The organism is Halomonas sp. DP8Y7-3, assembly GCF_019801675.1.
Taxonomy (GTDB): domain Bacteria; phylum Pseudomonadota; class Gammaproteobacteria; order Pseudomonadales; family Halomonadaceae; genus Halomonas; species Halomonas litopenaei_A.
Genome location: NZ_JAHVIO010000003.1, coordinates 168,263 through 191,137 on the forward strand (window position 1 = coordinate 168,263; position 22,875 = coordinate 191,137).

Below are 22,875 nucleotides of genomic sequence, written 5' to 3' on the forward strand. Positions count from 1 at the left end.
GACGTCTCGTTGATGAGCCGCAAGGGAGAGCAACGATAGCTACTGTTATCCATCTTCCCGCGGCAGGCAAGTGCCGTGGAGCCTGAGCTGGGTCAAGGGATGCACCCTGAGCACAGCTTGGCCGCCAGGGGCGGGGAAAAGGCTGACGGCGATCAACGAGCATCGCCACTCAGATGGATAAGGTGACTTACCTTTTTTGCTGAAACGATCCATTGGCTGACAAGGCCGTCGGACACGACGCTGCGTGGCAAGAGCAGTGGGTCGATTTCCTCTGACAAGTGAGATCACCATGACGGACACTGCCACGTCCCGGGCGCAATCGCCCGAGGCGCTCAGCTATCGTGAGCTGCATCGGGATGCCAGCGAGTTTGCCAGCCGCTCCGACTATCTGGAGCACGAACTCAAGATCATGCGTCCCAGGCGCTTCAGCCTTAACTTGATCGGACGTGACTTCAATTTCGAGATCGAGGATCTGGTGCCGGCGATCGCAGGCACCATCGGTATCATCGCGATGTACTCGGCGGTGATGATGTCCTGGGCGGATGGGCTGTCGGCCGCCTGGCCAGGTGTCCAGCTGGGCAAGGATTTCGCCATCGCCGTGTCACGGCTCGAGATGCTGCTCCCGGTGCTGCTGTTCTGCGTGCTGGGTTCGGGGATCTTCAATCCCCGTGCCAACCTGGCCGGCAACCATGGACCGATGATTCCGCTGATCGGCAGCATGGCGTTGGCCGGGGCGCATCCCCTGGCGCTGGCGCTTTGGATCGGCGCCTTTGGTCTGGGGCTGTCGTGGATCAAGGGCGGGTCGCGGCTGGTCAACCTGACGTCTCAAGGGACCGCTGGGGGGCTGCTGATCTTCCTCGGATTTTCCGGGGCCATCGGCCAGATCAGCAATCTTAAATCTTGGGGCCTGGGCCTCTCCGGCGACATGGGGTACGTCGCTCTGATCGTGCTGGCGGTGAACATTGTGCTGTATGCGGTGCTGGCTCGCCTGGGCAAGCGCTGGCTGGCCATTCCTGCCTGTGCGGTCACTGGACTGCTGGTGGCGCTCGCCCTGGGCGCAGGTGGTGACCTTGAGTTGACCACCGAAGTAGGCCTTCCGCCCTTGAGCCCAAGCTACTGGTGGGGCAGCACCGAACAAGGCTGGATGATGGGGCTGCCCAATGTGCAGCACTTTATCGCCTCACTGCCGTTTGCCATTCTGGCGGTGGCCATGTGGTCCCCCGACTTTCTCGGCCATCGCATCTTTCAGGAGATGAACTATCCCAAGGGGGCCGACAGGGTGCTGATGGACGTCGATGACACCATGACCATGTGCTCCATCCGCCAGGTGGTCGGCACTGCCCTTGGAGGAGGCAATATCACCTCTTCCTGGGGCACTTACATGATCCCGGCAGCGATTGCCAAACGACCGATTCCGGCGGGGGCGATCCTGCTGGGCCTGCTGACCATCACCATTGCCATTCTAGGGTTCCCCATGGACATCGCGGTGTGGCCACCGGTCATGTGCGTGGCGCTGTTGGTGGGGGTGTTCCTGCCGATGCTCGAGGCCGGCGTACAGATGATCAAGGAAGGGAAGGACGCCCAGGCGGCCGGGGTATGCCTGTTTGCCGCTGCGGTGACCAACCCTGTTCTTGCCTGGGCTGCGACCATGCTGCTCGACAATAATGGCTGGATCGGTGACCGCGAGCGTTCCGGGCGGCTGTCGCTGGCGGATCGGCTGGTCATTCCCGCCGCGGTGCTCGGTATCTGTCTGTTCGCCATGCTGGCGGTGGGCATGTTCGAGGGACAGTACGGGATTCCCGCGCTGTTCTAGATCGAGCGCACGTGCCAGACGCAAGAGGCCGCCCTTGGGCGGCCTCTTGCGTTGTCGGCGGGTGATCGGTGTCACTCTTCCGGCTGGTACTTGTAGCCGACGCCGTAGACCGAGCGGATGATTTCTCGTTCTGGCCAGATGTCCGCGATCTTCTTGCGCAGCTTCTTGATGTGGCTGTCCACCGTGCGCTCCGAGACGATGCGATGGTCGCGGTACATGTGATCCATCAGCTGCTCGCGGGCAAAGATGCGGCCCGGCGAATGCATCATGACCTTGAGCAGCTGGAACTCCACCGCGGTGAGGCCGAGATCCTGGCCGTTGGCCAGGGCGCGCCAGCCGCTCTCATCCAGGATAAGGTCGTGATTGGCCTGGCTGTCAGTGTGCCGGGCTTGGCTGCGACGCAGCACGGCCTTGACCCTGGCCACCACCTCTCGTGGGCTGAAGGGCTTGCAGATATAGTCATCGGCACCCAGCTCCAGCCCCAGCAGTCGGTCGACTTCCTCGACGCGGGCGGTGAGCATGACCACGGCAATATCGGGCCAGCGCTGGCGGATCTCGCGACACAGGGTCAGGCCATCGGTGCCCGGCAGCATCAGGTCCAGCAGTACCAGGCTGGGGCGTGACTCGACCTCGCTCAGGTAGCCCACGACCTGATCGCCGTGGTCAATGTGGTGGGTGGCATAGCCACTGCCCTGCAGATAGTCCGCCACCAGGCGTGCAATCTTGGGCTCGTCCTCGACGATCAGGATCGTGTCGGTGGCGGCGTCGTTATCAGTCATTCGGTGTCCTCGTGCTGCTGCAGGTGGTCGGGCAGGGCCGGAAAACGCAAGGTCCAGCATAACCCTCCGAGAGCGGAAGGAGAGGGAGTCATCTCGGCGTCGTGGGCCCGTGCCAGGGCGGTGGCGATGGACAGGCCAAGGCCACTGCCTCCGCTGGCGCGGTTGCGGGAGCCTTCAACGCGGTATAGCCGCTCGGTCAGGCGGGGCAGCTCGCTGGCCGGGACGCCAGGGGCGCTATCTTCCCAGCGCAGCAGCCAGTCGTCGGCGTCGCGTTCGAGTCGGACCCTGAGCTGCCCAGGAGCCTGAGTATAGGCGCAAGTGTTGTCGATCAGGTTATTCCAAAGCTGGCGCAGGCGCTGGATGTCACCACGAATCCAGGCAGGCTGCTGGATATCATGCTCCAGGCTGATGCCGTGGTCACTCAGCCAGCCCTCCGCCTCATCCAGGCGAGAGGACAGCTGCTCGCCCAGATCCAGCGGGGCTAGCTGCACTTCGAGCGCGCCAGCGTCACTCTGTGACAGCAGGCGCAGGTCGGCGACCAGTCGTTCCAGCTGGCCCACTTCCTGGGACAACGAGTGCAGATTGTCCTGATCGAGGGCGCGAATGCCGTCCTGCATCGCCTCGATCTCCCCACGCAGCACCGCCAGGGGCGTGCGCAGCTCGTGGGCGATGTCCGATACCCAGCGGCTTCTTGCCTCACGACTGGCCTCCAGGGTTTCTGCCAGCACGTTGAAGTCATGTGACAGGCTCGACAGCTCATCGCGGCCCCGCTCGGGCAGGCGAATGCTGTAGTCGCCTTCGGTCAGGCGCCGGGTGGCCAGCGCCATGCCACGGGCGCGGCGTCCCATCCACCACGACAGCGCGGCTGCCAGCAGCAGCGACGTCAGCGCCAGTGCGATCACGATGATCGTCAGGTTGCGCTGCTGCTGGGCCAGAAACAGTCGATCCATGCGGGCCATCAGCTGTTCCGGAGGCCGATACCCCAGGGTCCCGACCTGGCGCCCGGCACTCATGACCGGCAGCCAGCGAAGCTCTGCCGCCATGTCATCCTTGTCCGGTGGCAGGCCGATGACCGGCAGTCCGTTCTCGTCGTGCAGTACGAAATCCCGTGGATCCCCCAGGTCACCTTCAATCGACAGCGGTGGCAGGTTGTCGCCGGGCCATAGCTGTCGCCGCACCAGATGATGCCAGGCCCGCGGTGACTGGCGTAGCCATTGCCAGTTCTGTCGCCGCGCCCAGGCTTCGCCCAGCCCCTCCGCCAGGGTTTCGGCACGCCGGGTCTGGGAACGATCCAGGTATTCGATGAAGCCCTGATCGAGACTACGAGAAATGGCCACGAAGACCAGGCCAGCAATGGCCACGTTGACGACCAGAATAATGGCGAAAAGCTTCAGTCCCAGGCGTGAGAAGGCTGGGCGAAACAGACGTTTCGCGGACATGCGCGAGTTCCTTGACCGTGATGACAGTGGTTCCTGCACAGCATGCCATTGCTCGGCATGAAAAGGCGTCATTAACGGTGAAACCTTTGTGCAGCTTGCCGCCGGCGGTGGTTCAGGGGCAGGTATCGCCCAGCACCAACTGGGTGGAAAGGCGCTGGTGCTGAGCGGGCTCCAGGCCGAGTACCATGCGTGCTGCGACGCGTCCTTTCTCGATGCTGTTCTGACGTACTGTAGTCAGCCGAGGTGCGCGGTACTGTCCCTCTTCGATGCCGTCAAAGCCCGTCAGGCGCAGGTCCTGCGGCACCCGGATGCCGCGTTGCTCGGCCAGGGTTAGCGCGGTCAGGGCAATTCGGTCTGACATGCACAAGAGCAGATCGGGACGCTGTTCGGCGGGAAGGTCAAGAATCTCCGCGATCACGGGGGCACATACAGCGTGAACGTTTTCATCGATGTTCCACACCGGCACGTCGTCAGGGGCTATGCCTTGCTCGGACAGCGCGCGCTGGAAGCCATCCAGTCTGGCCCGGGTGATGGTGTGGTCGGCGCTTAAATAGTCCTGTTCCTGGCTGACCCGACCATTATGCGGCTCCACGGTCAGACGCAGACTCACAATGGCCGCACGTTGGGGCGCGTGGGTCAGAGCGTGGCGCGCAATGGCGTAGCACGCCTGTTCATTGTCGACGTGCACGGTAGGTCGAGCATCGATATGGAAATCGACGCCAACCAGAGGTCGTTGGGCGGGAAGTTCGTTGATCAGGCGGTCACCGGGCATCAAGCCGTAGACGATAAAGCCGTCGGCCATGCTGGCGGAACCCGGGTGGCACAGCGCGTCGGCCTGGCGCGGTGAGCCCGCCTGACGTCCCGACAACAGCAACAAGGTGTGGCCGTGGGCGTCGAGGACCTCGGTGACACCGCTGAGCAGCTCGCTGGAGACGGCGTCATTCAGGCTATAGGTAAGGGTTTCTGCCAGTACCACCGCGACGATGCGCGACTGCCCGGTGCGCAAACTGCGCGCCCGGGCATCCGGGCCGGGGTATCCCAGGCGGCGTGCCTCGGCCAGGATATGTTCGCGCAGCGCGCGCGACAGCTGATCGGGACGGTTGAAGGCATTGGACACCGTGGCCGTCGAGACCTTGAGGCGCTGGGCCAGATCCTTCAGCGTGATAGGGCGATCGGACGTGCTCACGGTGGGATGTCCTCCGATGCAGTCGCCAGCAGGGCTGCGATGGATGATGTCGTGCCGACAGTAAGCCTGGTCCGCTGCCAGGCGCTGACGCTTGAAGCTACAGTGACACCAGGAAGAGAATCAGCGGTGGTGACAGTAGCGACAGCAGAAAGCCACTGACCACCGCAATGGGCACGCAGCGAACGCCACCGTGCTGCTGAATGACGGGCAGGGTGAAGTCCATCGAGGTGGCGCCGCCGTAGCCGATGGCCAATGGCGCATAGCGGCGCATGACCAGAGGAATCAGTACGAAGGCCAGCAGCTCTCGCGTCAAGTCGTTGAAGAAGGCGACGCCCCCGAGCGCGGGGCCTAGGTGCTCACCGATCAGAATGCCCGACAGCGAGTACCAGCCAAATCCCGAGGCCATGGCCAGCCCCTCGTTCCACTCAAGGTCGAGCAGCGGGGCCGCCGCCAGCCCACCCAGCAGCGAGCTCGTTGCCAGCGTCAAGGCGATGTAGAGACCATGTCGGTTCAACAGGATCTGCTTGAGTGGCATGCCGGAATTGCGCAGCTGGCAGCCGATCAACGCCAGCAGCAGGTACAGCACCCACTCGGCGAGGTGCTCCGCCAGCTGGAAAGGGGTCGCCCCCCAGCGGCCGACCAGCAGCAGGCCGAGGACCAGGCCTGCAACGACCACCCCGACCAGCGCCAGTGAGCCAGCCATGGCGGCCAGTTTGCTGGTGGGCGCACCTTCAACGACCTGCCTTTTCCCCAGATCCAGTCGCAGTCGCCGCGACAGCCACCACAGGGCTGCCAGATTGAACAGCGAAATCACGCTGAACAGCGTCAGCGCTTGGCCGCCCATGCGCGACAGCTGGTTGCCGAGGTCTGGCAAACCCGCAAGGCTGATGCCCATCAGCAGCAGGATGAGATAGATGGAGGCGCTGACGCCTCGATTGATCCAGCCAAGCACCGCAGCGCTGCGAACGGGGATCAGGTAGCCCAGTACCAGGGGCAGCAGAACGATCAGCAGACCGCTAAACATGAAAGTGCATCCTTGCTTGATAGATAGAGTGCTTGTCGGCGCTTCCCAGAACGCAGGGAGAAAAGGAGATGGTCGGCCGGTATAAGGGGTGGCTGGATCGCTCCCATGGGCGATCCACTCGCAGCACGAAGCGCCCGGGTGATAGCCGCGGGCAACATGGGCAGGTAGAGCGCTGGGACAAGTCCCTCGCTACCTGCGGTGCCAACATAAAGCGCACTACTCTATGCAAATTTGGTCGGCCGGGAAAGCCGACCAAAGCGGCAGAGCGTCGTCGGTGCAAGAGAGGGGGAAGCGCCGCCGAGCGGAGGTTTGCGACCTCGGTTGGGATGGGGGTGGGTCACGGAAGGGTGAGTGAGGTGAGTGCCAGCTCGCTGACCTGCTCGCCCCGCTTGGTATAGGTCACGCCGAGCAACAGGCCAGCAAGCTCAGGATGAAAGGTCACCACCATGTGTCGGTCGTCTTTGTCAGGGTCTGCCAGTCGAACCCTAGGCGCGTCGATGGAGCGTCCCTGCACTTCCATCCTGCGTGACGCCATGGGGGTGGCAATCAGTCGTTCCTGTTCGCCCTTGTGGTCGAGATAGCGAAGCTCACAGGAGGGCGAGCAGCCATGCTGCTGTACCTGGCGAGACAGCTGAATCAACGCTGTCTGCCGATCAGGGGTCTGCCGCAGCTGCGGTGCATTGAGCTGGTAGCGCTTGCCGATACCTAGCAGCTTGTAGCCGCTGGCGTAACCAATGGCTTGAAGCTGTGCCCCCTGGCTCAGGAATCTCGCGCTTTCCTGACCTTCTGCAACGGCGACGCGAGCGCGCATATCACTGAGCCAATGTTCGCCCTCTGGCTGCAGACGGTGATGGACGGTGGCATCCGGCCAGCCGTCCACCGACAGGTGATAGCGAGCGTCGAAGGCCGATAGCGTCGCTGCCTGTGCCGTGACAGGCATGATCAGCAGCCACAGCAGACTGGCGCCGAGCGCCTGGCGGCAGTGGGTGACAAGTCGGCGATAGTGGAGAATAGAGGCCATGGTGTTATCCGTGCTGGCAAGTCGGGTCGCTTACTGTGGGAGGCCGATTCCGCGACAAGGTTCCGCGACGCTGGCGATGACGCGGATCAGTGGTTACGCTGCATGACAGCATGGTCAGCGTGAGGCGGGTCTGAAAAGTGCCTGCGCTCGTCGACTTTTCGGTCAATGCCTCGACCCTGCGCCGTTTCCAACGACCAAGGAGTCTGCCTTATGGCACGTTTGTTGCTGCTCGCGGGAGATTTTGTCGAAGATTATGAAATCATGGTGCCGTTCCAGGCCTTGCAGGCCATGGGGCACCGTGTCGATGCGGTCTGTCCTGACAAGAAGGAAGGCGATACGGTCAAGACGGCCATCCATGACTTCGAAGGTGACCAGACCTATACCGAAAAGCCGGGGCATCTGTTCGCGCTGAACGAGACCTTTGCTGACATCACCGTAGCAGACTACAACGGTTTGGTAATCCCAGGTGGCAGAGCGCCGGAGTATCTGCGCCTGGACGAGCGGGTACTGGAGGTCGTGCGCCACTTCGTCGACAGTGAAAAACCGGTTGCAGCCGTCTGCCATGGTGCCCAACTGTTGGCCGCCGCGGTGTCATTGTCGGGTCACCGCATCTCCGCGTACCCGGCCTGTGCGCCGGAAGTGCGCCTGGCCGGAGGAGAATTTGTCGACCTCGAGGTGACCGATGCGATCACCTGTGGCAAGTTCGTGACCGCGCCAGCCTGGCCGGCGCATCCGGAGTGGTTGCGCCAGTTCAACGCGCTGCTGTAGAACGCGCTGCTGCAGACAGCAGCGGGCGGTGGCGAGACCCATGCTGGGGAGGAGACTCACGCGCGGGTGTCGTCGCCAATCGATTGCCGCAGGGCAAACGCCGCAAGTAAGCGCCGCAAGTAAGCGCCGCAAGTAAGCGTCGCTGTGAAACCCTGAAGGGTAACGATGAGGTACATCGATAGAGCGTATCCCTATAGTTAGTGGTCGGTTCGGTGCCTCATTGTGCTGCTGGCGAGGCCATGAAGTGGGTGTTTGCTCGACGCCAAGGCCCCGTTATTCGGGCCTTGGTGGTCAGGCTGACGGTTATCGGCGGAGTCACCTGTGATGGGGTTGACGTGAGTAGACGACTGGTCTAGTGTGCGATGTATGACGACTAAAGCTCCCACCAGAGACCTGTTGATTCAGGTCGGCATGACCACCTTTGCCGAGCACGGCTATACGGCCACGGGCATCAACGCGGTGCTCAAGGCGGCAGGCGTGCCGAAGGGGTCCTTCTATCACTACTTCGCCAGCAAGGAGGCGTTCGGCCTTGCGGTTGTTGAGTCTTTCGCGGAAGAGTACGACAAGCGCTTCCAGGCCTTGCTGGTGCATTCTTCTGACGAGCCCTTTGCGCGGCTGCACCGTTATTTCGCTGAAGCGCGTCAAGGCATGGCGGAATGTGGACACTTGCGCGGCTGTCTGATTGGCACCCTGGGACAGGAGATGTCGTCCCAAAGTGACTGCTTGCGAGACGCCCTTGACGGCATTTTCAAGCGCTGGGAAAGCTACTTTGCCAGCTGCCTGAAAGAAGGGCAGCAAGCAGGGACGATTCGCAGCGATATCTCCGCAGAGGCGATGGCATCGTTCATCCTGGCGGGCTGGCAGGGTGCCATGCTCAGGGCCAAGATGATGAGGACCTGCTCGCCCATGTCGGAGTTTGAGGACACGTTGCTGGCGTGTATCAAGGCCTGAGCCGCAAGAGCAGGAGAGCGTGAACCGCTTCGGCAGCATCGCGGCGAGACTGCGGCAAGACTGAACACGCGCCTGCACGAATGAGCCGCTGCATTGGGCACAGCCCTGACGCCTCGCCGATAGCGCTTAGGCCTCGGGTTTCGCGCTGTTCGGGCGTCGCGACAAGTGCGTCCGGCGATGCATTCCGCTCGCTGGACGTGTGCAGCGCTCATGGTGCTTTTTTTTGAATGCAATCACTAATAGACTGGTCTAAAAATTTGTACAGCATGGTTGAAAATCTATTCAATAGTTGTACATTAAGTGTATTGATAGAGAGCGTCACTGGTGAGTCCCTTCCGGGATAGGCGTTAGGTTTCGACGTCAGGGCTAGTTTCCATTGCCAGCAACCAGGACGGGTCTCCAGTGCTGGCGGCCAGCGCTACTCACCTAGGCTGTCTAGCGGTGGCGTGATGGCATTGGCAGGACAGCCAACGGAATCTCTCGTCACGTGAAAACGTTGCACCAGCAACAACGGCGACCTTTTTCATTTTCTTGCCAGATCGTCACGCCAAGACGATGACCACTGATCAGGAGGCTTTGTATGAGCGCTGAACAGGATCCGCTTTTTACCCCCCAGGCACTGGGTGATATTGAACTGCCGCATCGTGTCTTGATGTCTCCGCTCACGCGCTCGCGTTCCGCGCAGCCAGGGGATATTCCTCAGCAGATGAATGTGGACTACTACCGTCAGCGCGCGGGCGCCGCTCTGATCCTGAGTGAGGCGACGCAGATTTCACCCCAGGGAAAGGGCTATGCGTTCACCCCTGGCATTCACAGCCAGGAGCAGATCGCAGGCTGGCGCAAGGTCACCGATGCGGTGCATGAGGACGGCGGCCGTATCCATGCCCAACTGTGGCATGTCGGACGGATTTCCCATCCCGAGCTACAGCCCGGCAAGGCTGACCCGGTCGCCCCGTCGGCGATCAAGCCGGAGGGGGCCAAGACGTTTATCAGCGCTGAATCAGGCATGGTCGACGTGCCGACCCCCCGTGCGCTGGACGTTGACGAGCTGCCCGGTATCGTCGAGCAGTATCGCCAGGCCGCCATCAATGCGCGTGAGGCGGGCTTCGACGGTGTTCAGGTCCACGCTGCCAACGGTTATTTGCTCGATCAGTTTCTCAAGTCGGACAGCAACGCACGCACCGACGCCTATGGTGGCAGTGTCGAGAACCGCCTGCGCCTGCCGCTGGAAGTCGTGCGCGCCGTGGTCGACGTATGGGGCAAGGGGCGTGTCGGCGTGCGCATCAGCCCGACGGGCAGCTTCAATGACGTGCACGACCAGAAGCCTGAAGAGACCTTTCCTGCCTTCGCTGCGGCACTGGATGACGTTGGCATTGCCTACCTGGAGGTGGTCGAGGATTCCTTCCAGGGCAATCATGAGAACGGCCGTCCCGAAGCCATCATCAGCGCCATCCGTGACAGCTTCAGCGGCGTGTACATTGCCAACGGTGCCTACACCGCCAGCGAAGCGCGCGAGCGTATTGCCGCCGGCAAGACGGACCTGGTGACCTTCGGCCGCCCGTTCATCGCGAACCCGGACTTGCCTGAACGCTTCCGCCGCCATGCGCCCCTCAATGAGCCGGACTACGACACCTTCTACGGTGGCGATGAAACGGGCTACACCGACTATCCGTTTCTCGACCAACAGTGATGAAGACGGCTCCCCCGGAGAGCCGAGTCCCGCACCCCGCGGGGGTGCGGTGGCGCTTAGACACGACACCGTTAATGACACTCTTAACGGCACGCTAGATGACATTCTCAACGACAGTCTCAATGACGCATTCGGTGACGCTCTGAGGCCTTCGCGGAGCGACCCCAGACGGGCGTGCTTCGTGCATGACATGGGGCGACGGGTGTTTTTACCGAGCGTCGATGTCTTCACGGATCGATAATGGAGATCAGCATGGATATCAAGAACGTAAGTACCGACGGCATCCAGGACAAGGTTGTCATTATCACCGGTGCCAGCAGCGGTCTGGGCGAGGCGACAGCCAAGCGTCTGGCCAAGGGTGGCGCCAGGCTCGTGCTGGGGGCTCGCCGCGACGACCGCCTCAAGCGCCTGTGCGAGGAGATCAAGGCCGAAGGTGGGCAAGCCGTCTACCGGGTGACCGACGTGACCGATCGTGAGCAGGTAGAGGCCCTGGCACAGCTGGCGCGTGACGAGTTCGGGCGGATCGATGTGCTGGTCAACAATGCTGGCCTGATGCCGCTGTCGCCGCTGGACAAGCTCAAGGTAGACGAGTGGGACCAGATGGTGGACGTCAACATCAAGGGCGTGCTCTACGGCATTGCCGCCGTTCTACCCACCATGCGTGAACAGCACGAGGGCCACGTCATCAACCTGTCCTCCGTGGCGGGCCATGTGGTATTCCCGGCCGCGGCGGTCTACTGCGCGACCAAGTTCGCGGTCAAGGCGTTGACCGAAGGGCTGCGTCAGGAGTCCGGTGGCGAGATCCGGGCCACCAACATCTCCCCTGGGGCCATTGACACTGAATTGACCCAATCGATCAGCGATGATGATACGGCCAAGGGGGTCAATGAGCTTTACACCCTGGCCATCGACGCTGACGCGGTGGCTCGTGCGATCGCCTTTGCGGTGGAGCAGCCGGCCGACGTGGACGTCAATGAGCTGGTGCTGCGCCCGACCCGTCAGGAGCTGTAAGCTAGGCGGGAACATCGGCACTGAGTCAGCTGTCGGGTCATGTTGCGGCGAGGAGGGTGGCGCCGTTGCCACCCGACTCGATTTGCCGACGAACATGACGACAGCGGATCCCGGTCTGAGCGGGATGATGCCCACATCACGTGAAGGAACATCATGAGCAACGACACACAGTACCAGCCGCCGAAAGTATGGAAGTGGGAAGGCGAAAGTGGCGGTCAATTTGCCAGCATCAACCGGCCGATCGCCGGACCGACCCACGACAAGGAGCTACCGGTCGGAAAACACCCGCTGCAGCTCTACTCCCTGGCGACGCCCAATGGCGTGAAGGTCAATATCATGCTGGAGGAGTTGTTGGCGCTGGGCCATGACCAGGCGGAATACGATGCCTGGTTGATCCGCATCGGCGATGGCGACCAGTTCTCCAGCGGTTTCGTGGAGATCAACCCGAACTCGAAGATCCCGGCATTGGTGGACCACAGCACTCAGCCAGCGACGCGGGTGTTTGAGTCGGGGTCAATCCTGGTGTATCTGGCGGAGAAATTTGGCGCCTTTCTGCCCACTGACCACAAGGCCCGGACCGAGGCCATGAACTGGCTGTTCTGGCAGATGGGATCCGCGCCATATCTGGGCGGAGGCTTCGGGCATTTCTATGCATACGCGCCTGAGAAGTACGAGTATCCGATCAATCGCTTCACCATGGAAACCAAGCGCCAGCTGGATGTGCTGGATCGCCACCTGGCCGACCATGAATTCCTGGCGGGTGACAGCTACAGCATCGCCGACATGGCGACGTTTGCCTGGTACGGCCAGCTGGTCCTGGGCCGGCTGTACGATGCCGCCGAGTTTCTGTCGGTGCACGAGTACACCCACGTGCTGCGCTGGGCCAAGGCCATCGATGCCCGCCCCGCCGTCAAGCGTGGGCGCATGGTCAATCGCACCTTCGGCGAGCCTGCCGAGCAGCTGCACGAACGGCACGATGCCAGTGACTTCGACACGCGCACCCAGGACAAGATCGGCGGTGACAGCTGAGCAGTGACGTGATGCAAGATCGTTGATCAATGACCGCAGAAGGGCACCTCCATGAGGTGCCCTTTTTTTGCTGGTTCGCAAGGGGGTATCAGCGATTCCAGGCCACGATGAGCGCTGCTATCAATAGCCTGCTTCGGGGTCCACGGTCTCGATCTCCTTGCCCTGGCTAAGCGCCTCGATGCTGGCGGCGACCTGGTCGAGGGCCTCGTTGAGCGGGGTAGGGCCAGCCATGTGAGGCGTCACCAGAACCCTCGGGTGGTGCCACAGCGGGCTGGAGGACGGCAAGGGTTCCACCGGGAAGGCGTCGAGCAGCGCCCCGCGCAGACGACCCTCCTGATGGTCATCGGCCGGGCCCAATGCCTGCAGCAGCGCTGCCTCGTCAATCAAGGTGCCGCGTCCGGGGTTGATCAGGCTGGCACCCTGGGGCAGTAGCGCCAGGCTGCGCTGGTTGATGATGTGGTGAGTCGCGGGAGTATCTGGCAGAAGCAGCACCAGGGTGCGTGAGCGTTGCAGCGCCTGCTCCAGCCCAGCGTCACCGTGCAGGCACTCGATATCTTCCAGCGACTTGGGCGATCGACTCCAGCCGAGCACCGGGTAGCCGTCGGCGGCGATGGTGGCGGCGACCTTGGCGCCGATGGCCCCCAATCCCAGTACGCCGACCGTCCACTCCTGCTTGTCGATGACGGCGTGTTCTCGCCACTGGGCCTGCTGTTGCTGGCGCTGATAGCGATCGAAGTCCCGTTGGAAATGCAGCAGGCCATAGCGGGTGTAGTCGGCGATCAGTTCGCCCATGCCCGCATCGCGCAGCTTGACGATCGGGACATCTCGGGGCAGGGCCGGATTGTTCAGCAAGGCATCGACCCCTGCCCCCAGGTTGATGATGCCCTTGAGGCCGGAGCACTCCCGCATCAGCGTCTCATCCGGTTTCCAGGCGGCCAGGTAGTCGGCCTCGGCGCGCTGCTGTCGATCCGTGTCTTGGCTCTTCCAGATGGTCGCGCCGGGTAGCCGTTCGCACAATGCGCGCTGCCACTGGTCTGCCTGGTCGGTATGTACGATAACTTTCATGGACAGTCCTCTGCGGGCGGTAGGTCGGGTCTAGTAGACAATCTGCATCATGGGGGGCGGGGCGTCATCCAGCAGCTGCGCCAGGCGCCTGAGGCCTTCCTCCAGGCGTTCGATATCCGGCTCGGCGCCAAGGCTAAGACGCACTCGTCGCGGGGCCGGAGTCTGCTCCACCATGAAGGGCGTGGCCGTGGTGATCGCCACGCCTTCCTGTTCGGCCAGTTGCTGCAGTTCCTCCGCGCGCCAGCTTCCCGGTAGCGATAGCCACACATGCAGGCTGGTGGGGCGAGAGGCGCGGCCATGCTCCGCCAGCAGGCGGGCGGCCAAGCGCTGGCGCTCGGCAAGCAGATCCCGTTGATGAGCCGCCATCTGATCCACGCTGCCGTCCTCCAGCCAAGCATTGGCCACTTCAAAGCACAGCGGCGTGGCCATCCAGGAGGTCGCGCGCAGGCGTGGCAGCGTATGGTGAAGCTGGCTGCGAGGTACGGTCAGATATCCCGCGCGCAGTCCCGGCATGGTGGCCTTGGTCAGGCTGGTGACATGAAACCCTTGGGTGGGGATGCGCGCGCTGACCGGGGCCAGGGGTTGGGGCTCAAGCAACGCGTGAACGTCATCTTCGATCAGCCAGACGCCATGCCGCTCGAGGATCGCGGCAATGTCGTCCCGACGGGCCTCGCCCTGAGTCGCTCCGGTAGGGTTGAGCTGGCTTGATGTCAGGCACACGGCGCGAGGCTTGAAGCGGCGACAGGCGGCATCCAGGGCCTCCGGCACCATGCCCTGACCATCGATGGCGACGCCTCTCAGCTGGAAGCCAAGTGTTCGCGACAGGGCGATCAGCCCATGGTCGGTCAGGGCTTCGGTCAGCACCAGATCACCGTGTTGCACCACGCTGGAAATGGCCAGCATTATGCCGTGAGCGCCACCGTTGGTGAGGATGCGGTCGTCCGGCTCGCCAGGCATCCCCAGCCGCTCGTTCAGCCACCAGCTGGCCAGCTCGCGTTGATGAGGGAGTCCAGCAATCGGGCGGCACGCGGCAAACACGTCAGGATGCGCCGTGTCGGCCAGTTCCCGCAGGCTGTCACGAAAGCGCTGATGATGGGCGGGAGGACACACCGGATGAGCAATCGACAGGTCAATCAATGCCTGTTCCGAGCGGGGCTCACCTGCGCGCAGATAGGCGGACTCGCGATTGTCGTCCAGCGCATTGATCCAGGTGCCACTGCCGACCCTGGCCTGGACCAGGCCCATTTTTTCGGCCTGTGCATAGGCGCGAGATACCGTTTGTACGCTGACGCCAATGTGCTCTGCCAATCTTCGGTGGGGCGGCAAGCGAGTGCCCGGCATAAGCTCACCAGAGCGTATGCCTCGGGACAGCGCCCGCGCAATGGCCAGGTACTTTGGCTGGCCGTCGTCGGGAAGCCCATCGATCAGGGCAGCAAGTTGGCCGAGTAGATCAATTGTCATGATGCAATAAAGCCTTTGACCGGGAGCTTATACGTAGTGCTAGTATCAGCAAGACGGCATTGATCAGTCATTGTCATGACGCTTCATGACGATTGTCATGACAATTCTTTCCTCCGCACGCTACAGGGGAAGCAATGCCGCATCAAGCAGACATTGAACGAAAGCGGCGAGGCCCCAGGCCCATCTTCGGCAGCGGTTGACGCCGGTTCGTTCAAGGCATCTGCAAGGGCGCGCCGGGCCTCTAGTTGCCCGGTTTTCGGTGATGACATTGTTTGGCGAGTGGTTTCATGATTCAGGTATCCCTGCCGTTCACTCGTGAGGAATACGCTCAGCGCCTGCAGAAGGTGCGTGCCGAGATGGCGATGCGAGGCATCGATGTGCTGATCGTCAGCGATCCGTCCAACATGGCCTGGCTGACGGGCTACGATGGCTGGTCCTTTTACGTACATCAGTGCGTCTTGCTGGGGCTCGAGGGCGAGCCCGTGTGGTACGGCCGGCGTCAGGACAGCAACGGTGCGCTGCGCACCTGCTGGATGGATCCGGACAACATCACCTATTACCCCGACTATTACGTCCAGAACCCCGACATGCACCCCATGGAGTATCTGGCGCAGTCGATCATGCCTGACCGGGCATGGTGTGAAGGGGTGGTCGGCATGGAGATGGACAATTACTACTTCTCCGCCAAGGCCTATCAGAGTCTGGTCAAGGAACTGCCCCACGCGCGTTTTCAGGATGCCAATGCACTGGTCAACTGGTGCCGAGCGATCAAGTCTCCGCGTGAGATCGAGTACATGCGGGTGGCGGCGCGTATCGTCGAGGGCATGCACTCGCGCATCCTCGAGATGATCGAGCCGGGGCTGGCCAAGTCCAAGCTGGTGTCGGAAATCTATCGTGTCGGCATTGAAGGCTGGACCGACAGCACCGGTCAGGTCTATGGCGGTGACTATCCGGCCATCGTCCCGCTGCTGCCGACGGGCAGTGACGCCGCGGCACCGCACCTGACCTGGGACGACACTCCCTTCCGCGAGGGGGAAGGCACCTTTTTCGAGATTGCCGGCTGCTACAAGCGCTACCACTGCCCGCTGTCGCGCACGGTGTTTCTGGGCAAGCCGCCCAAGGAGTTCGTGCGCGGTGAGTCGGCCTTGCTGGAAGGTATCGAAAACGGTCTTGCGGTGGCCAAGCCGGGCAATCGTACCGCCGATATCGCTCTGGCACTCGGCGCGGCGATGGACAAGTACGGCTTTGACCGGGGGGGCGCCCGCTGCGGATACCCCATCGGCATCAGCTATCCCCCGGACTGGGGCGAGCGTACCATGAGCCTGCGCCCGTCTGACGATACCATCCTCGAACCGGGCATGACCTTCCACTTCATGCCGGGCATGTGGATGGATGACTGGGGGCTCGAGATTACCGAAAGCATCCTGATCACCGAAAACGGGGCTGAGCCCCTGGCCAACTTCCCGCGTCAGCTATTCGTCAAGTAGGCGTTTCCCCTGGCCGCTGCGGCGCTGCTGTCCCGTTGCCATGACAGGACCACAGCGCCGGATGCGATCTCACGATAATCCGGTGCCCATGACGGCATCGACATGCTTTCCGCAGATTCTGTTCTGGAGTTCCCATGAGCAAGCGCAAGAGCCCGATTTCCGCGACCGTCGATTTCGACGCCCAGGGCGTTCAGCACGGTTTTCTCAAACTGCCGATTTCCAACGACGAGTCGGCCTGGGGAGCGGTGATGATTCCGGTGACGGTGGTGGCCAATGGCGAGGGTCCCACGGCGCTGTTGACCGGTGGCAACCATGGTGATGAGTACGAGGGCATCACGGCGCTGCAGAAACTCTCGGTATCGCTCAAGCCGGAAGAGGTGCAGGGGAGGGTGATCATCGTACCGATGATGAACACGCCAGCAGCCCAGGTAGGACGACGCACCTCACCGATGGATGGCGGGAACCTCAATCGCAGCTTTCCGGGAGACCCCGACGGCAGCGTCACGGAAAAGATCGCCGACTATTTCACTCGCGAAATGGTGCCGATGGCCGATATCGTGCTGGACCTGCATTCTGGCGGCCGCACCCTCGATATCATTCCGTTTGGTGCATCCCATGTGCTCGACAACCCCGAGCAGCAGCGTCAGGCGCTGGAAGGCGCCAAGGCCTTTGGCGCTCCCTACGCCATGATGATGTTCGAACTCGATGCAGCGGCCCTGTTCGATACGGTGGTGGAAAGTCAGGGCAAGGTCTTCATCGCGACCGAGCTGGGTGGCGGTGGCACCTCGACCCCCGAGAGCCTCGCCATCACCGAGCGCGGCATCGACAATATCTTGATTCACTTCGGCTTGAAGCAGGGTGAGGTAGCGATGCCCGAGACCCAGGTCTATCTCGATATGCCGGATGCCAGCTGCTACGTGCAGAGTGAACACACCGGGCTGCTCGAACTGACCCACGCCCTCGGCGACAGCGTTCAACGCGGTGATGTGATTGCAAGGGTGTATGACATGACGCGCAGCGGTGCCAAGCCCATCGAGTATCGGGCCGAACGCGATGGCATCCTGGCGGCCCGTCGCTTTCCGGCACAGGTCAACATGGGGGACACCATTGCGGTGATCGCGGAAGTGGTGGAATCCCTGGGCGAGTCATGAAACTTGACCGTTACGATCTCAAGATACTGTCCATCCTGTCCCAGGACGGGCGCATCACCAAGTCGCGGCTGGCCGAAGCCATCAACCTCTCGGTCAGCCCCTGCTGGGAGCGGGTGAGGCGTCTGGAGAAGGCCGGCGTCATCGAAGGCTATTGCGCCAGAATCAATGCCGCCGCATTGGTTCGGCGCACCCCCGTATGGGTGCAGATCGAGCTCAAGGCCCATAACGCCGAGAGCTTCCAGCGGTTCGAGGCCTTGGTTCATGCGACCGACGAGGTGACGGAATGTGTGGCCGTCGGTGGAGGGGTCGACTACTTGATCAAGGTCGAGACCGAGACCATCGACGCCTATCAGCGATTGATCGATGACTGGCTGACGTCGGACATCGGGATCGAGCGCTATTTCACCTACATCGTGACCAAGCAGGTCAAGGCGCCGCGCCAGGGGGTCGATATCGACGCCCTGAACAGCAGCGCTACTTGAGGCTCGAGCCGGGCCTCGTCAGGGGCCTGCCTGGGTCATCGGTTTGCACAAACCTGCATGGCAGAAAAAACCTCGATGTAGCGAGTCGGGACAAAAAAAATGCCATCTTCCAGCGGCGGCTTCAAAAAGTCCGTCCCTGGTATCTCCCTTACCATGACGTCATTGCGTGGCGCCTGCCATGGCATTGATACAGGTGTTCCGTCCCCCTGATGAGACGACGGAACCGACTAGGGAGGTAGCGTCATGAAGCTCAGCGATCCGCGTCTGTTTCGTCAGTATGCCTACATCGGTGGCAAGTGGACCCACGGTGATGAAGGCCGCGAAGAAGCGGTGATCAACCCCGCCAATGGTGAGGTGATCGGTCATATCCCGCTGCTCGAGCCGGCCCAGATCCGTCGTAGTGTGGACGTGGCCGACGAGGCCTTCGCCCAGTGGCGAGCCCTGCGCGCCGACGAGCGCTGTGAACGTCTGCTGGCGTGGTACGACTTGCTGCAGCAGCATCGCGAAGATCTGGCGACGATCATGACGCTCGAGCAGGGCAAGCCGCTGCCCGATGCGCGTGGAGAAGTGGAGTACGGGGCAAGCTTCGTGCGCTGGTTCGCCGAGGAGGGCAAGCGAACCTACGGCGAGACGATTCCCAGCCACATTCCCAACGCGGCGCTGGGGACGATCAAGGAGCCGGTCGGCATTGCGCTGCTGATCACGCCATGGAATTTTCCGCTGGCGATGATCACCCGCAAGGCAGCAGCAGCCATGGCGGCGGGGTGCCCGGTGATCGTCAAGCCGGCCAACGAGACGCCGTTCTCTGCGTTGGCCCTGGCGGAGCTGGCCGAGCGTGCCGGAATCCCGGCGGGCATCTTCAATGTGGTGCTGGGGGATGCCGCCCAGGTGTCATCGCTGCTGTGCGCCGAGGACCGGGTCAAGGCGGTGTCCTTCACCGGCTCCACCCGTGTGGGGCGGCTGTTGCTGGAGCAATCCGCGCCGACGGTCAAGCGGGTGTCGATGGAGCTCGGCGGTAACGCGCCCTTCATCGTGGGCCCGGACATGGACCCCAAGGAAGCGGCCCTGGCCGCCGTGGCGGCCAAGTTCCAGACCGCGGGGCAGGACTGCCTGGCGGCCAACCGGATCCTGGTTCACGAGTCGATCCACGACGCCTTCGTGGCGCACTTTAGCGAGCGTATGGCCGCCTTGACCGTGGGCGACGGGATGCTCAGCGAAGTGGACCTGGGGCCGTTGATTCACCGCCGGGCGGTGGAAAACGCCCGTGCCACCGTGGACGACGCCGTCTCCCGCGGTGCCACCCTGGTCGCCGGGGATCAGACGGATGCTCCGGGAGAGAACTTCTTCATGCCGGTGCTGCTCACAGGCGTGACCCAGGACATGAAAGTATGGCGTCAGGAGTGTTTTGCTCCGGTGGCGGGCGTGACGGCTTACTGCGATGACGATGAGGTGATCGCTCTGGCCAATGACACCGAGTACGGCCTGGCCGCCTATGTCTACACCCATGACATCAGGCGGATCTGGAAACTGCTGCGCGCCCTGGAGTTCGGCATGGTGTCGGTGAACTCGGTCAAGATGACCGGTCCTCCCGTGCCGTTTGGGGGCGTCAAGCAGTCGGGCCTGGGACGCGAAGGTGGCGCCACCGGTATCGATGAATATCTGGAAACCAAGTACTACTGCCTCGGCGCACTGGGCTCGGTCTCTGGCAGCTAGATGACAGCCTGCGGTGATGGACGACATGACCGCGGCAGGACGGTCGGCCCTTAGCAGGTACGGGCCGACATTGATGACGAAACCGCTGATCCGTTCTCTCGGCGAGAGCGTGAAGCGCTACGGGCAAGAAACAAGGAAACCACATGAGCACCCATCAGGACCTGATCGATCGCGACCGCAAGGTCACCTTTCACGCCTCGACGCACCTGCGTGACTTCGCCCATGGCGACGCGCCTGGCCGCGTCATCACCGGCGGCAAGGGCATTCACATCGTCGACAAGGACGGCCGCGAATTCATCGACGGTTTTGCCGGGCTCTACTGCGTCAACATCGGCTATGGCCGCACCGAAGTCGCCGAGGCCATTTACCAGCAGGCGCTGGAGATGTCCTACTATCACACCTACGTTGGTCACTCCAATGAGCCTCAGATCGCCCTGTCCGAGCAGATTCTGAAACTGGCGGGTCCCGGCATGTCCAAGGTCTACTATGGCCTGGGCGGCAGCGATGCCAACGAGACCCAGCTGAAGCTGGTGCGCTACTACAACAACGTTCTAGGCCGCCCACAGAAGAAGAAGGTCATCTCGCGCCAGCGTGGCTATCACGGCTCTGGCCTGGCTACCGGCTCGCTGACCGGTCTGAAGGCGTTCCATGATCAGTTCGACCTGCCCATGGCCGGCGTGCTGCACACCGAGGCGCCCCATTACTACCAGCGCAGTGCCGAGCAGGCCGGCATGAGCGAGCGCGAGTTCTCCGCCTATTGTGCCGAGAAGCTCGAAGAGATGATTCTGGCGGAAGGTCCCGACACCGTGGCGGCCTTCATTGGTGAGCCGGTGCTCGGCACTGGCGGCATCGTGCCACCGCCCGAAGGATACTGGGACGCCATCCAGGCGGTGCTGGCGAAGTACGACATCCTGCTGATCGCCGATGAAGTGGTCTGTGGCTTTGGTCGTATCGGCGCCGACTTTGGCAGCCACGCCTATGGCATCAAGCCCGACCTGATCACCATCGCCAAGGGCCTGACCAGTGCCTATCAGCCCTTGTCCGGGGTGATCGTGGGGGATCGCGTGTGGCAAGTGCTTGAGCAAGGTACCAGCGAGCTGGGCCCGATCGGTCACGGTTGGACCTATTCCGGCCACGCTCTGGGGTGTGCTGCGGCTCTGGCCAACCTGGCGATCATCGAGCGTGAGAACCTGACCGGCAACGCGCGTGATACCGGCGCCTACCTGCAGAGCCGCATGCAGGCGGTGTTCGGCGATCATCCCATCGTCGGTGAGGCCCGTGGGGTGGGCATGCTGGCGGCACTGGAGTTTGCCGTGGATCCTGAATCCCGCCAGGCCTTCGACGCGAGCCACAAGGTGGGCCCACGGATCGCCGCCGCGGCGCTCGAGGAGAACCTGATTGCTCGTGCCATGCCGCAGGGTGACATCCTCGGGTTTGCGCCGCCGCTGACCACTACCCGCGCCGAGGTCGATGAAATTGTCGCCCGTGCCGAGCGTGCCGTGAACAAGGTCACCGATCAGCTGGTCAAGGAAGGCGTACTGCAGACTGCCTGACGTCAGCGCTGATCTGCGGTGTGTGACATGGGGTCGTCTCCTTGAGGGAGGCGGCCCCTGTCGGTTTTTACGCGGCGGCGGGGGCGCTGGAGGACGGTCGCCTTCGTCGCGCACCATAAAAGGAGACAGCCATGCAAGCCTCCACGTGCTCTGCCCATGGCGTGAGCCTGGACGAGATCTTCAAGGCCCGACACCGGATTGCCGGCCAGGTGACACGTACACCGCTGGTGTTGTCGCGACCGCTGTCCGAACGCTTTGACGCTGAGGTGTATCTCAAGCTCGAAACCTTGCAGCCCACCGGCGCGTTCAAGCTTCGCGGTGCCACCAACATGATCGCCGCGCTGCTGGAGCGAGATGGACGCGATGCCCTGGCACGTGGTGTGACTACCGCCTCCACCGGCAACCATGGGCGTGCGGTCGCCTATGCGGCGTCGCGTCTCGGGGTACCCGCCGTGATCTGCCTGTCGCGATTGGTGCCGGCTAACAAGGTCGCCGCTATCGAGGCCCTGGGCGCCCAGGTTCGGCAGGTGGGAGCCAGCCAGGATGAGGCCTTCATGGAGGTGGCGCGCTTGGTGGAGCAAGAGGGCATGACGCTAATCCCTCCCTTTGATGACCCCCTTATCGCGGCGGGCCAGGGCACCATCGGGATCGAGCTGCTGGAAGACCTGCCCGAGCTTGACCGAGTGATCGTGGGGCTGTCCGGTGGAGGACTGCTGGGAGGCATTGGGGCCGCGATCAAGGGCGTGCGTCCTGCTGCCCGCGTCAGTGGTGTCAGCCTGGCCGAGGGGGCCGCCATGCATGCCAGCCTCACGGCGGGCTATCCGGTCGAGGTGGACGAGGTCGAGAGCCTGGGAGACTCCCTGGGTGGCGGTATCGGCTTGGACAATCGCTGCACCTTCGAGCTGGTCAAACAGGTGATGGACGACCATTGCCAAGTGTCGGAGCGTGCCATCGCCCAGGCCATGGTGGACCTGCTCGAGCACGACAAGATCCTGGTCGAAGGGGCCGCCGCTGTCGGTTTGGCGGCCATGGCGCAGGGCCACCTGGACGTTCGCGGAGAGCGCGTTGTGCTGGTACTTTCCGGCAATGGCGTCTCGCTGGAGACCCTTGACCAGGCGCGCCGGTGTGCGGCCGATGGCCCTCGCGGCTGAGGCCCGCACTTGAGGCCGCACATGAGACCAAGGCTTGATCCAGCGTCCGCCTCAGGACTTTCTTCACAGGGCACCGACAGGTGTCCTATCCATGACAAGGA

At 62.7% G+C, this 22,875-nt stretch carries 19 protein-coding genes; 12 read left to right on the plus strand and 7 right to left on the minus strand.

Annotation, left to right across the window (positions count from 1 at the left end):
* The first annotated feature begins 289 nt into the window (after positions 1–289).
* A complete protein-coding gene (locus KUV86_RS03120) occupies positions 290–1,813 on the plus strand; it encodes a DUF3360 family protein (RefSeq protein WP_222483528.1) in 1,524 nt (507 codons plus the stop codon).
* 71 nt (positions 1,814–1,884) lie between these two features.
* Here the strand turns inward: KUV86_RS03120 and KUV86_RS03125 are convergent, their stop codons facing one another.
* From KUV86_RS03125 to KUV86_RS03145, 5 genes are all read right to left on the minus strand, one after another.
* On the minus strand, positions 1,885–2,592 hold the full coding sequence (locus KUV86_RS03125; RefSeq protein WP_206939757.1) for a response regulator: 708 nt from the start codon (positions 2,590–2,592) through the stop codon (positions 1,885–1,887).
* Positions 2,589–4,031: an ATP-binding protein gene (locus tag KUV86_RS03130; RefSeq protein WP_206939755.1), complete on the minus strand. Its 1,443-nt coding sequence runs from the start codon at positions 4,029–4,031 to the stop codon at positions 2,589–2,591. Before KUV86_RS03130 ends, KUV86_RS03125 begins: the two co-directional genes overlap by 4 nt.
* A 112-nt stretch (positions 4,032–4,143) precedes the next feature.
* On the minus strand, positions 4,144–5,217 hold the full coding sequence (locus tag KUV86_RS03135) for a LacI family DNA-binding transcriptional regulator (RefSeq protein ID WP_224908072.1): 1,074 nt from the start codon (positions 5,215–5,217) through the stop codon (positions 4,144–4,146).
* A gap of 97 nt (positions 5,218–5,314) precedes the next feature.
* Complete coding sequence (locus KUV86_RS03140; RefSeq protein WP_206939753.1) at positions 5,315–6,241, minus strand: lysine exporter LysO family protein; 927 nt, start codon at positions 6,239–6,241, stop codon at positions 5,315–5,317.
* A 337-nt stretch (positions 6,242–6,578) separates the two neighbouring features.
* Positions 6,579–7,262, minus strand: a complete 684-nt coding sequence (locus tag KUV86_RS03145) for a hypothetical protein (protein WP_206939751.1) — start codon at positions 7,260–7,262, stop codon at positions 6,579–6,581.
* 210 nt (positions 7,263–7,472) lie between these two features.
* On the opposite strand from KUV86_RS03145, the gene KUV86_RS03150 reads away from it, so the two are divergent.
* The 5 genes from KUV86_RS03150 to yghU all read left to right on the plus strand — a co-directional run bounded on the left by KUV86_RS03150 (position 7,473) and on the right by yghU (position 12,711).
* Positions 7,473–8,030, plus strand: a complete 558-nt coding sequence (locus tag KUV86_RS03150; protein WP_206939749.1) for a DJ-1/PfpI family protein — start codon at positions 7,473–7,475, stop codon at positions 8,028–8,030.
* A 366-nt stretch (positions 8,031–8,396) separates the two neighbouring features.
* On the plus strand, positions 8,397–8,981 hold the full coding sequence (locus KUV86_RS03155; protein ID WP_206939747.1) for a TetR/AcrR family transcriptional regulator: 585 nt from the start codon (positions 8,397–8,399) through the stop codon (positions 8,979–8,981).
* 580 nt (positions 8,982–9,561) lie between these two features.
* On the plus strand, positions 9,562–10,671 hold the full coding sequence (locus tag KUV86_RS03160) for an alkene reductase (protein WP_222483529.1): 1,110 nt from the start codon (positions 9,562–9,564) through the stop codon (positions 10,669–10,671).
* 252 nt (positions 10,672–10,923) lie between these two features.
* Entirely contained in the window at positions 10,924–11,682 is a 759-nt protein-coding gene (locus KUV86_RS03165) for an SDR family oxidoreductase (protein WP_206939743.1), read from the plus strand.
* Positions 11,683–11,835: 153 nt separating this feature from the next.
* Positions 11,836–12,711, plus strand: a complete 876-nt coding sequence (gene yghU, locus KUV86_RS03170) for a glutathione-dependent disulfide-bond oxidoreductase (protein ID WP_206939741.1) — start codon at positions 11,836–11,838, stop codon at positions 12,709–12,711.
* Between the two features lie 120 nt (positions 12,712–12,831).
* On the opposite strand, the gene KUV86_RS03175 is transcribed toward yghU, so the two are convergent.
* Both KUV86_RS03175 and KUV86_RS03180 read right to left on the minus strand, forming a co-directional pair.
* The gene (locus tag KUV86_RS03175; RefSeq protein WP_206939739.1) at positions 12,832–13,776 is read right to left on the minus strand and encodes a 2-hydroxyacid dehydrogenase; all 945 of its coding nucleotides are present in this window, start codon (positions 13,774–13,776) and stop codon (positions 12,832–12,834) included.
* Positions 13,777–13,806: 30 nt separating this feature from the next.
* A complete protein-coding gene (locus KUV86_RS03180) occupies positions 13,807–15,237 on the minus strand; it encodes a PLP-dependent aminotransferase family protein (protein WP_206939737.1) in 1,431 nt (476 codons plus the stop codon).
* A 287-nt stretch (positions 15,238–15,524) separates the two neighbouring features.
* Between KUV86_RS03180 and doeA the strand changes: the two genes are divergently transcribed.
* From doeA to eutB, 6 genes are all read left to right on the plus strand, one after another.
* Complete coding sequence (gene doeA, locus KUV86_RS03185; protein WP_206939734.1) at positions 15,525–16,724, plus strand: ectoine hydrolase DoeA; 1,200 nt, start codon at positions 15,525–15,527, stop codon at positions 16,722–16,724.
* A 134-nt stretch (positions 16,725–16,858) separates the two neighbouring features.
* A complete protein-coding gene (gene doeB / locus KUV86_RS03190; protein ID WP_206939723.1) occupies positions 16,859–17,875 on the plus strand; it encodes a N(2)-acetyl-L-2,4-diaminobutanoate deacetylase DoeB in 1,017 nt (338 codons plus the stop codon).
* Positions 17,872–18,357 (plus strand): Lrp/AsnC family transcriptional regulator, encoded by a 486-nt coding sequence (locus tag KUV86_RS03195; RefSeq protein ID WP_222483530.1) that lies wholly within the window; start codon positions 17,872–17,874, stop codon positions 18,355–18,357. Before doeB ends, KUV86_RS03195 begins: the two co-directional genes overlap by 4 nt.
* 243 nt (positions 18,358–18,600) lie before the next feature.
* A complete protein-coding gene (locus tag KUV86_RS03200) occupies positions 18,601–20,070 on the plus strand; it encodes an NAD-dependent succinate-semialdehyde dehydrogenase (RefSeq protein WP_222483531.1) in 1,470 nt (489 codons plus the stop codon).
* Positions 20,071–20,213: 143 nt separating this feature from the next.
* Positions 20,214–21,623: an aminotransferase gene (locus KUV86_RS03205; protein WP_206939709.1), complete on the plus strand. Its 1,410-nt coding sequence runs from the start codon at positions 20,214–20,216 to the stop codon at positions 21,621–21,623.
* A gap of 131 nt (positions 21,624–21,754) precedes the next feature.
* Positions 21,755–22,774 carry a hydroxyectoine utilization dehydratase EutB gene (gene eutB / locus KUV86_RS03210; protein WP_222483532.1) on the plus strand — a complete coding sequence of 340 codons (1,020 nt, stop codon included), beginning with the start codon at positions 21,755–21,757 and terminating at the stop codon, positions 22,772–22,774.
* The last annotated feature ends 101 nt before the right edge of the window (positions 22,775–22,875 follow it).

Excerpts from the sequence above, each read along its gene's own strand:
- eutB (WP_222483532.1), top strand. The coding sequence starts at position 21,755 with ATGCAAGCCTCCACGTGCTCTGCCCATGGCGTGAGCCTGGACGAGATC.
- KUV86_RS03120 (WP_222483528.1), top strand. The coding sequence starts at position 290 with ATGACGGACACTGCCACGTCCCGGGCGCAATCGCCCGAGGCGCTCAGC.
- KUV86_RS03180 (WP_206939737.1), bottom strand. The coding sequence starts at position 15,237 with ATGACAATTGATCTACTCGGCCAACTTGCTGCCCTGATCGATGGGCTT.
- KUV86_RS03160 (WP_222483529.1), top strand. The coding sequence starts at position 9,562 with ATGAGCGCTGAACAGGATCCGCTTTTTACCCCCCAGGCACTGGGTGAT.
- KUV86_RS03195 (WP_222483530.1), top strand. The coding sequence starts at position 17,872 with ATGAAACTTGACCGTTACGATCTCAAGATACTGTCCATCCTGTCCCAG.
- KUV86_RS03155 (WP_206939747.1), top strand. The coding sequence starts at position 8,397 with ATGACGACTAAAGCTCCCACCAGAGACCTGTTGATTCAGGTCGGCATG.
- KUV86_RS03205 (WP_206939709.1), top strand. The coding sequence starts at position 20,214 with ATGAGCACCCATCAGGACCTGATCGATCGCGACCGCAAGGTCACCTTT.
- KUV86_RS03130 (WP_206939755.1), bottom strand. The coding sequence starts at position 4,031 with ATGTCCGCGAAACGTCTGTTTCGCCCAGCCTTCTCACGCCTGGGACTG.
- doeB (WP_206939723.1), top strand. The coding sequence starts at position 16,859 with ATGAGCAAGCGCAAGAGCCCGATTTCCGCGACCGTCGATTTCGACGCC.
- doeA (WP_206939734.1), top strand. The coding sequence starts at position 15,525 with ATGATTCAGGTATCCCTGCCGTTCACTCGTGAGGAATACGCTCAGCGC.
- KUV86_RS03150 (WP_206939749.1), top strand. The coding sequence starts at position 7,473 with ATGGCACGTTTGTTGCTGCTCGCGGGAGATTTTGTCGAAGATTATGAA.
- yghU (WP_206939741.1), top strand. The coding sequence starts at position 11,836 with ATGAGCAACGACACACAGTACCAGCCGCCGAAAGTATGGAAGTGGGAA.
- KUV86_RS03175 (WP_206939739.1), bottom strand. The coding sequence starts at position 13,776 with ATGAAAGTTATCGTACATACCGACCAGGCAGACCAGTGGCAGCGCGCA.
- KUV86_RS03165 (WP_206939743.1), top strand. The coding sequence starts at position 10,924 with ATGGATATCAAGAACGTAAGTACCGACGGCATCCAGGACAAGGTTGTC.
- KUV86_RS03140 (WP_206939753.1), bottom strand. The coding sequence starts at position 6,241 with ATGTTTAGCGGTCTGCTGATCGTTCTGCTGCCCCTGGTACTGGGCTAC.
- KUV86_RS03200 (WP_222483531.1), top strand. The coding sequence starts at position 18,601 with ATGAAGCTCAGCGATCCGCGTCTGTTTCGTCAGTATGCCTACATCGGT.
- KUV86_RS03125 (WP_206939757.1), bottom strand. The coding sequence starts at position 2,592 with ATGACTGATAACGACGCCGCCACCGACACGATCCTGATCGTCGAGGAC.
- KUV86_RS03145 (WP_206939751.1), bottom strand. The coding sequence starts at position 7,262 with ATGGCCTCTATTCTCCACTATCGCCGACTTGTCACCCACTGCCGCCAG.